The organism is Kordia periserrulae, assembly GCF_003054265.1.
Lineage (GTDB): Bacteria > Bacteroidota > Bacteroidia > Flavobacteriales > Flavobacteriaceae > Kordia > Kordia periserrulae.
Genome location: NZ_QBKT01000003.1, coordinates 463,568 through 479,052 on the forward strand (window position 1 = coordinate 463,568; position 15,485 = coordinate 479,052).

9 protein-coding genes are annotated in these 15,485 nt (G+C 37.8%); all 9 read left to right on the top strand.

The window, feature by feature from the left end; translation table 11 throughout:
* Positions 1 to 7 precede the first annotated feature (7 nt).
* The 9 genes from C8N46_RS08930 (at position 8) to C8N46_RS08970 (ending at position 15,475) form a co-directional block, all read left to right on the top strand.
* Positions 8 to 1,534 carry a RagB/SusD family nutrient uptake outer membrane protein gene (locus tag C8N46_RS08930; protein ID WP_108114530.1) on the top strand — a complete coding sequence of 509 codons (1,527 nt, stop codon included), beginning with the start codon at positions 8 to 10 and terminating at the stop codon, positions 1,532 to 1,534.
* A 73-nt stretch (positions 1,535 to 1,607) separates the two neighbouring features.
* Positions 1,608 to 3,929, top strand: a complete 2,322-nt coding sequence (locus C8N46_RS08935) for a glycoside hydrolase family 3 N-terminal domain-containing protein (protein ID WP_108114531.1) — start codon at positions 1,608 to 1,610, stop codon at positions 3,927 to 3,929.
* The gene (locus tag C8N46_RS08940) at positions 3,926 to 5,563 is read left to right on the top strand and encodes a sulfatase family protein (protein ID WP_108114532.1); all 1,638 of its coding nucleotides are present in this window, start codon (positions 3,926 to 3,928) and stop codon (positions 5,561 to 5,563) included. Before C8N46_RS08935 ends, C8N46_RS08940 begins: the two co-directional genes overlap by 4 nt.
* 1 nt (position 5,564) lies before the next feature.
* On the top strand, positions 5,565 to 7,157 hold the full coding sequence (locus C8N46_RS08945; RefSeq protein WP_108114533.1) for a sulfatase: 1,593 nt from the start codon (positions 5,565 to 5,567) through the stop codon (positions 7,155 to 7,157).
* A 58-nt stretch (positions 7,158 to 7,215) separates the two neighbouring features.
* Positions 7,216 to 8,652 (top strand): sulfatase, encoded by a 1,437-nt coding sequence (locus C8N46_RS08950; RefSeq protein ID WP_108114534.1) that lies wholly within the window; start codon positions 7,216 to 7,218, stop codon positions 8,650 to 8,652.
* A 25-nt stretch (positions 8,653 to 8,677) separates the two neighbouring features.
* A complete protein-coding gene (locus tag C8N46_RS08955) occupies positions 8,678 to 10,465 on the top strand; it encodes an alpha-L-fucosidase (RefSeq protein ID WP_108114535.1) in 1,788 nt (595 codons plus the stop codon).
* Between the two features lie 4 nt (positions 10,466 to 10,469).
* Positions 10,470 to 11,885 carry a sulfatase gene (locus C8N46_RS08960; RefSeq protein WP_108114536.1) on the top strand — a complete coding sequence of 472 codons (1,416 nt, stop codon included), beginning with the start codon at positions 10,470 to 10,472 and terminating at the stop codon, positions 11,883 to 11,885.
* Positions 11,854 to 13,635 (top strand): endo-1,4-beta-xylanase, encoded by a 1,782-nt coding sequence (locus tag C8N46_RS08965; RefSeq protein ID WP_108114537.1) that lies wholly within the window; start codon positions 11,854 to 11,856, stop codon positions 13,633 to 13,635. The genes C8N46_RS08960 and C8N46_RS08965 overlap by 32 nt, the downstream gene beginning before the upstream one ends.
* A 154-nt stretch (positions 13,636 to 13,789) precedes the next feature.
* A complete protein-coding gene (locus tag C8N46_RS08970; RefSeq protein WP_108114538.1) occupies positions 13,790 to 15,475 on the top strand; it encodes a sulfatase family protein in 1,686 nt (561 codons plus the stop codon).
* The last annotated feature ends 10 nt before the right edge of the window (positions 15,476 to 15,485 follow it).

Below are 15,485 nucleotides of genomic sequence, written 5' to 3' on the forward strand. Positions count from 1 at the left end.
CAGCAACATGAAAAAATATCAAATCATAATCAGTTTTATATTGGCTACTTTCTGTGTAAGTTGTCAAGACTTTTTAGAAGAAGAACCGGAAACATTTTTTAGTGAAGAACAAGTGTTTGCCACAGAAGATGGGGTAGAAGCTGCCGTCAACGGATTGTATCAAAGCTTTGCTGATCCAGGTTATCACGGCTCGTCTATTCACGGACTTATTGCGCCTTTATCAGGGAAATTTTTCTCTAACCAAGGAGCAAGTCAAGATGCTACAAGCTTAAACTGTTTGCCAAACAATACATGGCTTACGCGTTTATGGCCGCAAATGTACTCTACAATCAACGTAGCAAATACCATCATCGACAACTTAGAAAATACGACGCTCGAATTAGCAAACAAAGAAATAGCGCTCGGACAAGCTTACTTTATCCGAGCGGCAACGTATTTTGACTTGGTGCGCTATTTTGGTGGTGTTCCTATACGCACAACACCAGCCACAGAAGATAATATATTTTTACCGAGAAATTCCAAACAAGAAGTGTATGATTTAATCATTGCTGATTTTGAAAAAGCAAAACTCATGTTGCCAGGTGTAGGCGAATATCTAGAAGGCCGCCCTGTAAAAACAGCCGCAAACGCTTATTTGGCAAAAGTATACCTAACATTGGCAAGTGAAAATAACGATATGGCTTTATGGCAACAAGCGTATAACGAAGCCATTCAGGTATACGGACAATACAGTTTAACGCCAACGTATGCAGAACTCTTTGAACCTAACAACGAAAACACCACAGAATCAATCTTTGAATTACAATATGGAGCTAATGGAGCGGTAAGAAATTCCGATGTCGTTCGCTCGTATACGCCAAAAGACTTATTCTCTTATACGACTTTTGGTCGAATTCGTCCCAACAAAGAAACTTACGAACAACATTTGGCACAATATCCAGGCGACCCTAGAATTGACGCAATGTATTTGGTTGATTCGTACACAAAAGTTAACGGTTCGATAAAAAACATCTATCCAAATCAAGTAAATGGAAATGATGGCTATACCGTATTGACAAAATACTTTGACCCAAATTTCAACGGTACTACAACAAGTAGAAATTTTATCAAAATACGCTATGCGGATGTTTTACTAATGCTAGCAGAAATCACCAATGAACTCAACGGACCAACGCCAGAAGCCTTAGGCTATGTAAACGAAGTATTGGCAAGAGCCAGAAATACAGCATCAGGAACTGCTACAGAACCTGCAGATTTCTCGGCAACACTTACGCAAGATGAATTCAGAACACGCATCATGCGCGAACGCCAATATGAACTCTTAGGAGAAAATCACGAGTGGTTTGATACGCGTCGTCGCGGATACGAATACTTTTTACAAGAAGTCATCGAAAATCACAACAACTTTTCAAACCTTGGAAATACAGACTTTATATATCCTGTGAGCGTAAAAAATATGCTCTTACCAATTCCATCCACGGAAATATCTAACAACCAAGAAATCAATCAAGCAGACCAAAACCCTGGATATTAATTGCAATTATAAAATGAAAAAGAAAACATATTTACTTTTTTTATCAGTGTTCATATGTATGTATTATGCATGTATGGAAAAATCAACCAATTTAAAAAATGACACAAACCCAATCTATCTAAACGCTTCTGCGTCTGTTGAAGAACGAATAGATGATTTGATGTCTCGTATGACCATTGAAGACAAAGTCTATCAAATGTGTCAATATGTGGGATTGGAACACATGAAAGCGGCAGAATCTAAAATCTCACCAGAAGAACTCGAAAAAAATGATGCCTTAGGATTTTATCCAGGCATGCGAAGTGACAGTGTTGCTCGATTGGCAGAAGCGGGAAAAATAGGTTCTTTTTTACATGTTGTAACGCCAGAAGAAGCGAATCATTTACAAGAACTCGCACAAAAATCACCGTTAAAAATTCCATTATTAATTGGGATTGATGCCATTCACGGAAACGGTTTGGTAGAAGGCGCCACCATCTATCCATCTCCAATCAGTCAAGCCGCTACGTTTGACGACGCTTTAATAGAAGAAGGAAATCGTCAAACAGCGTTGGAAATGCGCGCCAACGGAATGCATTGGTCATTTACCCCAAACATTGACGTATTGCGCGATCCGCGTTGGGGACGTACAGGAGAAACCTTTGGAGAAGATCCGTTTTTAGTAGGAAACATGGGAATTGCCACCATAAAAGGCTTACAGTCAGACGATTTTTCAGGACAAAACAACGTAATCGCTTGTGCAAAACACCTCATTGCAGGAAGTTCGTCCATCAACGGATTGAACGCATCGCCAACAGATGTTTCCAAACGTACACTTTTTGAAATCTTTTTACCTCCGTATCGTAGAGCTGTGCAAGAAGCAAACGTATTTTCCATCATGGCAGCACACAATGAAGTAGCAGGAATGCCAGGACACATGGACAAATATATGATGACAGAACTCATGCGCGATCGTTGGAACTTTCAAGGATTCTATGTGAGCGACTGGAACGATATTTCACGAATTGATATTTGGCATCATGTCGCAAAAGATTTCAAACAATCCATTGAATTCTCTATCAATGCAGGAATGGACATGAACATGCACGGACCAATTTTTGACAAACTCTTAATCGAATTGGTTAACGAAGGAAAAGTAGACGAAGCACGCGTCAATGAAGCTTGTCGTAAAATACTCGAAGTAAAATTCAAACTAGGCTTATTTGAAAATCCTTTTGTAACTGTTGAAAAAGCCAAAGAAGTCAATTTTGCTGATTCACACCAAAAAGTAGCACTAGAACAAGCAAGACGTTCAATCGTGTTACAAAAAAACAAAAACAACTTCTTGCCATTCGCTGAAAATGGAAATGGAAAAACCATCTTTATCACTGGACCAAATGCAGACAATCAAACAACGTTGGGCGATTGGGTTTCTCCACAACCTGAAGAAAACGTCATCACAATGGTGGAAGGAATTACCGAAATTGGAACGAAAAACGGATACAAAATTAACTATTTTGATTCAGGCGATCGTTCCAAAGAAATTACTGATGAAAACATTGACAAAGCGGCACAACAAGCAAAATCGTCAGATGTGATTGTATTAGTGCTAGGTGAAAACTCTTTCCGTCATGATTGGAAACGAAAAACTACAGGAGAAAACATTGACAGAGCCACACTGAAACTTTCAGGAAATCAAATGAAGCTGGCAGACAAAATGTTGTCACTCGGAAAACCAGTTGTAGTCGTGTACGTAAGCGGAAGTCCAATTGCAGAACCTTGGTTGGAGCAACGAGCCAAAGCAGTATTAAATACGTGGGAAAGTGGCGCTTTCGCGGGACAAGCTACTGCTGAAATCTTATTTGGAGAAGTAAATCCATCAGGAAAATTACCACTCACCATTCCGCGCAGTGTAGGACAATTGCAAATGGTATACAATCACAAACCGACCGCATACATTCACAAGTACAACACCGAAAAGAAAAAACCATTACATCCATTTGGTTTTGGACTAAGCTACTCAAAATTTAAACTTTCAGCACCAACAGTATCAAAAACAACTTTTGAAGGTTTGGAAGACGAAATCAAAGTGACGGTTGAGGTAACAAATACAAGTAACGTAGATGGTGAAGAAGTCCTACAACTCTATATCAGAGACAATATCAGTTCGTATACGCGTCCTGTCAAAGAACTCAAAGGATACAAACGAGTACTAGTAAAAGCAGGAGAAACTCAAACGGTGGAATTGACCATTACTGCAGAAAGTTTAGCAATGTACGACCGCGATTACAACTTTATAGTAGAACCTGGAGAATTCACCATTATGACTGGAAATTCTTCCGCAGATAAAAATTTACAAACAACCATGATTTCTGTCGATAGCAAAATCATGTTAGATAAAAACAACGAACGATGAGAAAAACGCTATATATACTTATAGTTGGAGTCTTAGCATTCTATGGATGTGATGAAAAGCCCAAAGAACAAGCGCTGAATACGACAGAAGTTGCGGAATTTCAACAACCCAACATCATCTACATTATGGCAGATGATTTAACAACGCAAGCCATTAGCGCGTACGGAGGCATTTACAAAGACATTGCACCAACACCAAACATTGACCGCATTGCCAAAGAAGGAATGTTGTTTCAAGATGTGTTGTGTACGAATGCAATTTGTGGTCCGTCACGTGCTGCCATTCTTACTGGAAATTATAGCAATCTGAATGGCTATTACAAAAATGAAAGTGGTGGAAAATTTGACGCGTCACAATGGACGTTTCCACAAGAATTTCAAAAAAACGGATATCAAACCTCACTCTTTGGAAAATGGCACTTAGGAACAGAACCGAAAGGTTTTGATGTATTCAAATATCACAATTCTGCTGGACAACAAGGACATTACTGGAATCCGACGTACAACGAAAACGGTACGAATGTCAAGGAAAAAGGCTATGCTACCAATTTAAGTACGAATTTTGCGATGAATTGGCTGGAAAAAGAGCGTAAAAAGGACGCACCATTTATGATGGTATTGCAATACAAAGCACCACACAGACCTTGGCAACCCGACAAAAAATACGAACAATTGTGGGAAGATATTGAAATGCCATATCCTGCAACGTTCAATGACGATTACAAAGGTCGCGAATTGACCGCAGGCGATACAGAAATGACGATGGAATACTTTTCACGTCGCGATATGAAATTTGAAGAACCTGCACACCTCAAAGGAAAAGAAAAACTGAAATGGGCGTTTTATGGTGCAAAAAAAGGCGAAGTTGTACAGCCAGAAGGAATGACTGCCGAAGAAGGTCGCAAATGGCGTTATCAAACGTATATCAAAGATTATTTAGCCTGTGTAAAATCGGTTGATGACAATATTGGTCGCGTGTTGGACTATTTAGATAAAAACGGTTTAACTGAAAATACCATCATCGTGTTAACGTCCGATCAAGGTTTTTACTTAGGCGATCACGGTTTCTTTGACAAGCGTTTTATTTATGAAGAATCGCTTCGTATGCCTTTTATGGTAAAATATCCTAAAAAAATAAAAGCTGGCACGGTCAATGAAGATGTGATCACAAATATTGATTTTGCACCTACTTTATTAGATTTAGCGAATATTCAAACAACCCAAAAAATGCAAGGGAAAAGCTTTAAGTCCATCTTGGAAGGAAACACACCAAAAGATTGGAAACAAGCCATGTACTATCATTACTATGAATTTCCGTATTGGCATCACGTACAACCGCATTATGGTATCAGAACGCAAAAATATACGTTGGCGCATTTCTATTACAATATTGATGTGTGGGAATTGTACGATTTAGAAAAAGATCCGCAGCAAATGCACAATATCATCAACGATCCACAGTACGCAAGCATAGTTGTGAATTTAAAAGCTGAACTGAAAGAACTAATGAAAAAGTATGAAAATGACAAGTCATTGGCTGATTTTAGAATGATTACGGACAAAGATTTTGGTTCGATTGTAGATAAAAAAGATGATGAAACGTCGGTTCAAGACATTTTAACGAATAAAAAATAACATGAAAAAATTATTGCTATCTGTATTGTGTACAACGGCTGTTATTGTAACAGCATGCAATGCACAAAAATCTGTGAACAATTCCAATATGACGGAAACATCACAGACAGCAAACAACGCAAAGAAAAATATACTTTTCATCGCGATTGACGATTTAAAACCGTTGCTTTCCAATTATGGAGAAACACAAATGATTACTCCTAATTTTGATCGCTTGGCAAAAATGGGCATGACTTTTACAAACGCGCACGTACAATATGCGGTTTGTGGTCCGTCGCGTGCCAGTGTAATGACAGGCGCAAACCCAGACAAAACCAAAGTATGGGATTTACACACAGATTTCAGAGAATCGGCTCCTAATTTGGTGTCCATGCCAGAATATTTAATCTCACAAGGATATGAAACCACTGCCGTGGGAAAAATATATCACAAAGGCTCTTCTTCCAAAGGACATGATGGAAAAAGCTGGAGCATGCCACATCAATTGCCAAACAACTTCGATCCCGCGTATGGAGAAGCTGCGTTTTCATATTATCAAAATCCGGAAACCAAGCGTAAAATGGAGCAGCTTACGGAAGAAGCCAAAGCAAAAGGAATTACACGAAGTGGAAAAATTAGAAACTATGTATTCAAACGTTTAAAACCTGCTACCGAAAGTGCTGATGTAAGTGATACTGCCTATCAAGACGGTTTATATACACAAACTGCTTTGCAACAATTGGATGTATTAGAAAAAAGCGGAAAACCTTGGTTTTTAGGTGTTGGCTATCAAAAACCACACTTGCCATTTGTTGCACCCAAAAAATACTGGGATTTATATGATAGAGATAAAATTGAACTCGCAAAATTTCAACAAGTAGCAGAAGGAACTCCAAAATTTGCATACCATTCTTTCGGTGAATTACGTGCATTTAGTGATATTGATAACGATTTACGCGTGGGCGATAAAGTACCCGAAGCCAAACAACGCGAACTCATTCACGGCTACATGGCATGCATTTCGTACATTGATGCACAACTAGGAAAATTACTGGACGATTTAGAACGCAGAGGAATTTTAGAAGATACCGTAATTGTACTTTGGGGCGATCACGGTTGGCATTTGGGCGATCATACCGAATGGTGTAAACATTCCAACTTTGAGCAAGCCACACGAATTCCGTTTATGTTTGCAGGTCCGAAAGTGGCAAAAAACCAGAAAAGTGATCATCCGGTGAATTTAGTCGATTTATTCCCAACAGTGTTTGAATTGGCAAACGTATCACAGCATCCACAAACAGACGGAAAATCATTAGTTCCATTATTAGATAGCAATCCAAAAACCAATATTGATATGGACTATGCGTATCACCAATATCGTAGAGGAAAACGTATGGGATACTCCATTAGAACAGATCGATATCGTTACACAGAGTGGCACAATGATGATTATAGAAGTTACGAAGCCTACAACGGAAATAACATTGTAGGACGCGAATTGTATGATTACGAAGCAGATCCATTAGAAACTAAGAATTGGGTAAAAGATGCTAAATATGCAGCGATTGTAAAAGAACTCAAAGCGAAATTAAAAGCACATTTATCAAAACAATAAATGACTTCATTAAACAAAATTGAATTTTAATAGTCTAAAAACAAAAACACTATTAAATATGAAAAAACTATCTTTTATCATCATCCTATTGTACGTAATTTGTGGATTTTCTCAAGAAAAACCAAACATTCTTATCATTCACACAGATGACTTAGGATACCACGATTTAAGTTTTACAGGTTCGCAATTATACAATACTGACAACATAGATCAATTGGCAAAAGAATCCGTTTCGTTTACCAATGCCTACAGTAGCTATCCACGTTGTACGCCGTCGCGCTACGGAATGATGACTGGCATGTATCCTGTTAATGAAAACAAAGGACATTTAGGCGCAATTCCGAAAGAACGAAACTTCATCAAGCTTTTTAATAATGCGGGTTACAACACGTCGTATGTGGGGAAGTGGCATTTAGGAAAAGGGGATAGTGCTCCAGAAAAATTCGGTTTTGCACATACGTATGCGGCTGGCGAAGCGGGCGGTATTGCGTCACGCTTTTATCCATTTAACGAAAAAAAGAATGGAAATAAAGGAAAATATCATGTGCCAAATGTAGAAGAAGACGGAAAAGAAGGCGACTATGCGTCTGATTTATTAACAGATGCTACGATTAAATTCATTCAAGAAAACCCAAAAGACAAACCATTTTTGGCAGTCTTGGCATTCTATGCTGTGCATACGCCAATTGAAGCCAAAGCAGAAGACATTGCACGAAATAAAGAACAATTGAAAGGCATTGATTTTGGCGATACTCCAGAATTTATCAAAGAAGGCGAAGGCAGAAGAAAAATGCGTCAAGACGATCCTAGATATGCAGGAATGGTAGAAAATGTAGATGAAAATGTGGGACGAATTCTTCAAACATTGAAAGACTTACATATTGATAAGAATACCATTATTATTTTCTCGTCCGATCATGGCGGATTATCCAACGATGGGAACAAAAAAGAACGTGAATTGGCAACAACAAACATCCCGCTTAAAGCAGGAAAAGGACACTTATATGAAGGCGGGATTCGCGTACCGTTATTCGTTAGATGGACCGAACAGTTGCAACCGCGCGTAGATGAAAAATCAATCATTTTGGGAATGGACGTATTTCCAACGCTTTTAGAACTTGCGTTAGATAAAAAAGTCGCTGAGGTTGATGGAAAAAGCTATGCAAATGTGTTGAAAGGAAATGAATCTTGGGAAAACAGAACCGTGTATTGGATTTCGCGAAAAGCACGTCCGCACAGTACAGGCGATAGCAAAGCTGCGGTAGTTCGTAAAGGCGATTACAAACTCATACAATTCTTGGGAACAGATAAAATAGAATTATACAATCTTAAAAAAGATATTTCAGAAGAAAACAATTTAGCAACCACCGAACCCGCAAAAGCAAAAGAAATGCTGGCATTGCTAAAAAATTGGAAAAAAGAATATCTCGTACCTGAACGACTCAATGTATTAAAACGCAACAAAAATAAAAAGAATAAAAAGAAGAAACAGTAATACATTTATATAGCCTTAAATCTCTATGAAAAAATTACGCTTTGTAATAGTACTTATGCTTGTCTGTATTCACTATAACTTTGGACAAACAGGTGCTTATGAGAAAGAAACCAAAGCTGAGAAAGCAGCGCGTATGCAGTGGTATACCGATGCACGTTTTGGAATGTTTATTCATTGGGGCGCATATAGTGTTTTAGATGGCGAATACAAAGGTAAAAAACAAAAAGGAGCACTAGGCGAATGGATTATGTTCAACCTTAAAATTCCTGTAAAAGATTACAAAAAAGATGTTGTTGGGAATTTCAATCCGACTGAATTTGATGCAGATACTTGGGTAAAATATGCACACGATACAGGCATGAAATACATTGTGATGACGACGAAGCATCACGATGGGTTTGCACTTTTTCAATCAGAAACAAGCGATTATAATATTGTTGCACAAACACCTTTTAAGCGTGACGTCATCAAAGAGTTATCAGACGCTTGCAAAAAATACGGACTCAAATTTGGAGTGTATTATTCACAAGCACAAGATTGGTATCATCCAGGTGGTTTTACACCTAAAAAACGTTGGGACAATCAGCAAGAAGGTGACTATGACACCTATTTTAAAACGATCGTCAAAGGACATGTCACAGAATTATTCAGCAATTATGGCGAAATATCTTTAATTTGGTGGGATTCTGCTCGAAAAGTTCAAAACAAAGAACTCGCAAACGAAATAGGGCGCGAATTGGTCAAATTACAACCGAATATTATTGTAAATCCAAGATTAAGTCCAACCTCACAAAAAGACTTTCAAACCTTTGAGCAAGTCATTCCGGGAATCTTAACCGAAGATTACAACGAATTATGCCTAACTCAAAACCGATCGTGGAGTTACAAACCATCGGACACAAATTGGAAAGAACCTGCGTTTCTCTTAAAAACCTTAACACACATGGTTTCGATAGGCGGAAACTTTCTATTCAATGTGGGACCAAAACCTGATGGAACATTTCCGCAACAAGCAATAGAAGCTTTACAATACATTGGAGATTGGATGGAAGTTCACAATGAAGCTATTTACCAAACAAAAGCGAGTCCATTTTACAAACTACCCTTTGGAGAAGCAGCATTAAAATCTGAAAATGGTCAACACAGTATTTATTTATTTGTTTATGAATGGCCGAAAGATGGAACTTTGGACGTACTTGGTATTAAAAACAACATAGCTTCTGTTAGCATTTTAGGACAAAAAAATACTATTTCAGTTACAAATACGGCTAACGGAATTAGAATTTCTGATTTGCCAAAAAAAGCACCACATGAAGCAGTTTCAGTCATCAAAATTCAAATTAGTGAGTCTTTACAGATTGATGAAGGTTATGTAAAACCAAATTTAGACAATACCATACAATTAACACCACTCAATGCATTACTCACCATAAAACCGCAATATGATTGTATTCCTTTTGTTGCATATCATAACGATGAACCGTATTTTGCCAATTGGAAAAACTGTATTCCCACAACTAAAAAAAATACAGGAAATAAAGCACACTGGAAAATTGAAGTTGCTAAAAAAGGCAGGTATAAAGTAAATCTTCGTTATGCTACTAAAGTTGCTGGAAATATCATAACACTGAAAAATAAACAGCGATTACATGTAAAATTACCAAATACAAATGGCTTGACAAATTTTCAATCATTTGAACTGGGAGAAATAGAACTCACAAAAGGCATCAATACACTAACGCTTACAGGCGGAAAGAAAAATGAATTGTGGGATGAAATACAAATTCAATCGTTAGAGCTCATAAAACTTTAAATATTTGAAAGCAATCACGAACATCTCAATTCTATTTCTAGTTGTACTTTTTTTAAGCTGCAAAACAAAAGCTGTTGAAACAAAAAATACGGCAATTACTGAAAAACCCAATATTCTCATCATTCATGTAGACGATTTGGGCTATCACGATTTGAGTATGAACGGTTCTCAAATATACCAAACGCCCAACATTGACGCGTTGGGAAAAGAATCGGTTGTATTTACCCATGCGTACGCAAACTATCCACGTTGTGTGCCTTCGCGTTTTGCCATGATGACGGGAAATTATCCAATTCAAAACGGAAGCGTTCCCGATGACGGTTTTAAAATGGGAAACATTTCAGACAATAAAAACTTTATCAAAACCATTAAAAACGCGGGCTACCAAACGGCGTATTTTGGCAAATGGCATTTAGGAGATAAAAACAGTCTGCAACAATTTGGTTTTGAGTACAGTTTTGCTTCAGGTCATGCAGGTTCGCCCATTAGCTTTCTTTATCCGTTTAACGAGAAAAAAGGCAAGGGAAAAACCAAAAAAACACCCATTCCCGATGTAGACGAAGTCAGTAAAGAAGGTGATTATCTCACCGATGTCATGACCAATCAAGTGATTGATTACATTGAAAAGGCAGACAAATCAAAACCATTTCTAGCGATGTTTTCATTGTACGCCGTACATCAACCGTTGGAAGCCAAAAAAGAAGACATTCAGCGAAATCGTAAAGAGATACATGCTTTCGATTATGGCAATCAACCCGAATACATTCGAGAAGGAACGGGACGTACCAAAATGCGCCAAGATCATCCAACATACGCCGCAATGGTAGAAAATATGGATGAAAACATTGGAAAGCTATTAAATGCATTAAAAGACTTAAATATCGAAGATAATACCATCGTTATTTTTTCTTCCGATCACGGCGGATTGTCTAACGACGGTACCAAAAAGCGACAACTGGCAACGTCGAACTTTCCGCTTCGGGCGGGAAAAGGTTGGTTGTATGAAGGCGGCATCAAAATACCGTTTTTCATCAAGTGGAATAAATTGCAATCCAAAACAAATTCAAAATCAATCATTACGTTAATGGATGTTTTTCCAACGTTACTAGACATTACCACAAATACATCTCTAGAAACGGATGGTAAAAGCTTTCTTCCTGTATTACAAAACAAAGAAGTGTGGAACGACAGAACCGTATTTTGGCATTCGGAAAAAGCGCGACCTGTCAATACGGGCGATACCAAATCGTCTGCCATTCGCAAAGGAAATTACAAACTCATTCATTGGTTTAAAGAAAACCGAGTTGAATTGTACGATATACAAAATGATCCGTATGAAACAACTGATTTGTCACAAGAAAAACCCAACATCACAAAACAATTACTAGATGAATTACACGCATGGAAATCTACTTTTTAAAGTAAAACAGCTCATTCTACTCGTGCTATATTTTGTAGGATGTATTTCGTTTGGTTTTTCGCAACAATTGCCAAAAGGCAAGAATTTGGTAAATGATCAAAAAATACAATACCTAAAAACCAAAGGCGAATTTTCTAAAATTACAACTTCCAAAGAAAACGAAACAGTATCATTTTTGATAGAAACAATCAAAGAACCCAAATTCATTTATAACTGTGCTACCAGCATTCCGATTGAAAAGAAAAGTTATCCTAAAGGCACAGTTTTTTTACTTTCGTACGATGCCAAAACCGTAACAGCAAGTTTGGAAACTGGCGAAGCAAAACTCCTATGGTTATTCAAGCAATTACCATCTTACAAAGGAAACATCGCGTCTACACAAAGTATCTCTTCTGATTGGCAAACCTATTACATTCCCTTTGAAGCCAACCGTCCTATTGCGAAAGAAGATTTAGGAATTGTGATGCAATATGGTTTTCGCCCACAATCTTTTCTCCTAAAAAATATCAAATTTGAAGTATTTCCAAAAGGGACACAACTAGCACAACTCCCAAAAACAAAAATAACCTACAAAGGCATGGAAGCGAATGCTGAATGGCGCAAATTGGCAAATCAGCGAATAGAATCGATTCGGAAAGGAAATTTTACCGTTCAATTTACCAAAGATGGAAAACCAGTAAGTGAAAAAGTGGTAAAAATTGAATTGAAAAAACACCTATTTCCCTTTGGTGCACGCATGCATGCAGAAGATATTGTAAACAACACCGACGATTACAAAAACTTCAAAAAAGCCTTTAACAGTTTGGTGTTGGGAAATGATTTGAAAATCAAGCGTTGGAAAAATAAAGAAAAAAGAGAAACAACCTTGAAAGCATTGGAAATACTACAAAAAGAAGGATTTCCTGTAAAAGGACATGTGTTGGTTTGGCCAGGCTTCAATTATTTACCAACATCGATCAAAAATCATACAGAAAATCCAGAGAAAGTAATACAGATCATAGAAAATCATGTAAAAAGCATTCTAGAAGCAACCAACGAAAAAATTTCGCATTGGGATGTTGTCAATGAAGCCTATACCAATAGAGATTTGCAAAAAATTACGGGAAGCGAAGATATTCTATACAAGGCTTTTCAAATAGCAGCACAAAAACAACCAAAAGCACGACGTTTTACCAACGAATACGGGATTATCAGTAAAGGCGGAATTGACACGCAAAAACAACAATGGTATTACGACTTTATCAAACGAATTGACGAAAACACGAATGGTTTGGTGCAAGGCATCGGAATTCAGTCGCACATCGGAAGCGATCTCACGCCGCCAGAACGTGTATTAGAAATATTATCTTTTTATGCTACACTTGGAAAACAAATCAGTATTTCCGAATTTACGATGGACATTCAAGATGCGGAAATTAGAGAACAATACACGCGCGATTTTATGATTGCAGCGTTCAGTCACCCAAATGTGGTAGAGTTTCTATTTTGGGGAAATACAGAAGACGGACGCGGAAAGTGTGATATTTTCACAAAAGAAAACGAAATCGGAATCATGGGAAAAGCATTCTTTTCCTTAGTCCACGATGCGTGGAAAACAAAATTTAATAGTACAACGTCTAAAAATGGAACTCTTGTTGGACGTGGGTTTTATGGCGAATACGAATACTCGTTTGTAGAAGACGGAAAAGTAGTAAAAGGAACATTTGAAGTAAAACCAAGAAGCAAACGAACAATTTTGATAGAGTTGTGAGTATTGAGATTTTTTCAAATCTTAAATTTATAAGCAAACTTTCTCAAAAGTTAATGACAAACTATTGGTACATTTTCAAATTATCAAATTGCGCTATTAAAAGAATGTCACATCGAGCGCAGTCGAGATGTAATTACAATGCCACCAAAATACAATGAAACTAAAACTCAACTACATAATCATCATTCTTCTGTTTTCTTGTGGGACGAAAGTTTCAAAAGAAACAGTCAATTCCATAGAAAAAAGACAACCCAACATTCTCTGGATTGTTACCGAAGATATCAGTCCCACACTATCTTTCTATGGAGATAAAACTGCAAAAACTCCACATTTAGAGGCATTGGCAAACGAAAGTATGATTTACGACAATGCCTTCGCGGTTGTTGGCGTTTGTGGGCCAAGTCGTTCCTCAATCATCACAGGAATGTATCCTACAAGTATTGGCACCATGCACATGCGTACTGGAAAAGACATACATTCATGGGGAAAGCGCGTGTATAACAACGAAGCCCAAAAAACAGACTTGCAAAATAATCCAGTCATAGAATATTCGGCAGTGATTCCTGAAAACGTAAAATGCTATACAGAATACTTACGTATCAATGGTTATTTCTGCACCAACAATCAGAAAACAGACTATCAATTTGCCGCGCCTGTGACTGCTTGGGATGAAAACAATAAAAAAGCGCACTGGCGAAATCGTTCAAAAGACACACCGTTTTTTTCCGTGTTTAATATTGGTACAACGCATGAAAGTCAACTGTGGAAAAAGGAAAATTTGCCGTTAACGGTGAATCCGAAAGACGTAAAAGTTCCTCCGTATTTACCCGATACCGAAGCAACACGAAATACCATCGCGCGTCATTACAGCAATATTGAATTGATGGACGCTGAAGTTGGCGAAATTATTCAGCAACTCAAAGACGATGGTTTGTACGACAATACAATCATCTTTTTTTACAGCGATCATGGCGGACCGTTGCCGCGACAAAAACGTGAAATCTATGATTCTGGGTTGAAAGTTCCGTTTATGATTAAAGGAATTGACGGTGAAAAAGGGCGAACCGATCGTATGATTTCGTTTGTAGATCTAGCGCCAACTATGTTAAGTTTGGCAGGAATTGAACCACCAAACTATATGGAAGGAAAAGCATTTTTGGGCGAATTTAAAACGCAACCGCGCGATTACATTATTGGAACTTCCGATCGTTTTGACGAATTCACAGATCGAATTCGCGCTGTACGCACAAAAAGGTATTTATACTTGCGAAATGATTTTCCCGAATTGACCAAATATAAAGATGTTTCCTATCGAAAAAACATTCCGATGATGTTGCCATTTTTAGAAATGAAAGACAATTATCAACTTACGGAAACGCAACAACTGTGGTTTCAAACCAAAACTAACGAAGAATTATACGATTGTAAAAACGATCCGCACAACGTACACAATTTGGTAAACAATCCGAAATATCAGCAGATTTTAGCTGAAATGCGAGTGAAATTAGCTAATCATGAGTTAAATCGGAAAGATTTCGGTCTCACGCCAGAATCAATCATGATTCAAGAAATGTGGCCAAATTTTCAACAACCTATCACAGAAACAGTCGCCTTTACGTTTGAACCGGAAACGGGAAACAAAGTAGCGTTGACAACCAACACAAAAGGAGCTTCTATTGGGTATATACTTTCTGACACGCCTATCAAAAAACCAAATCTCAACAGTGGCTGGAAGGTGTATTACAAACCATTTCGTGTACAAGAAGGGCAATATGTGTATGCAATGGCACAACGAATTGGCTACAAAGAAAGTGAAATCACAAAAGTTAATGTAAAATAGATGACTTTAG

Bases quoted from the DNA above. Each gene is read 5' to 3' on its own strand.
- C8N46_RS08930 (WP_108114530.1), top strand. From the start codon at position 8: ATGAAAAAATATCAAATCATAATCAGTTTTATATTGGCTACTTTCTGT.
- C8N46_RS08935 (WP_108114531.1), top strand. From the start codon at position 1,608: ATGGAAAAATCAACCAATTTAAAAAATGACACAAACCCAATCTATCTA.
- C8N46_RS08940 (WP_108114532.1), top strand. From the start codon at position 3,926: ATGAGAAAAACGCTATATATACTTATAGTTGGAGTCTTAGCATTCTAT.
- C8N46_RS08945 (WP_108114533.1), top strand. From the start codon at position 5,565: ATGAAAAAATTATTGCTATCTGTATTGTGTACAACGGCTGTTATTGTA.
- C8N46_RS08950 (WP_108114534.1), top strand. From the start codon at position 7,216: ATGAAAAAACTATCTTTTATCATCATCCTATTGTACGTAATTTGTGGA.
- C8N46_RS08955 (WP_108114535.1), top strand. From the start codon at position 8,678: ATGAAAAAATTACGCTTTGTAATAGTACTTATGCTTGTCTGTATTCAC.
- C8N46_RS08965 (WP_108114537.1), top strand. From the start codon at position 11,854: ATGAATTACACGCATGGAAATCTACTTTTTAAAGTAAAACAGCTCATT.
- C8N46_RS08970 (WP_108114538.1), top strand. From the start codon at position 13,790: ATGAAACTAAAACTCAACTACATAATCATCATTCTTCTGTTTTCTTGT.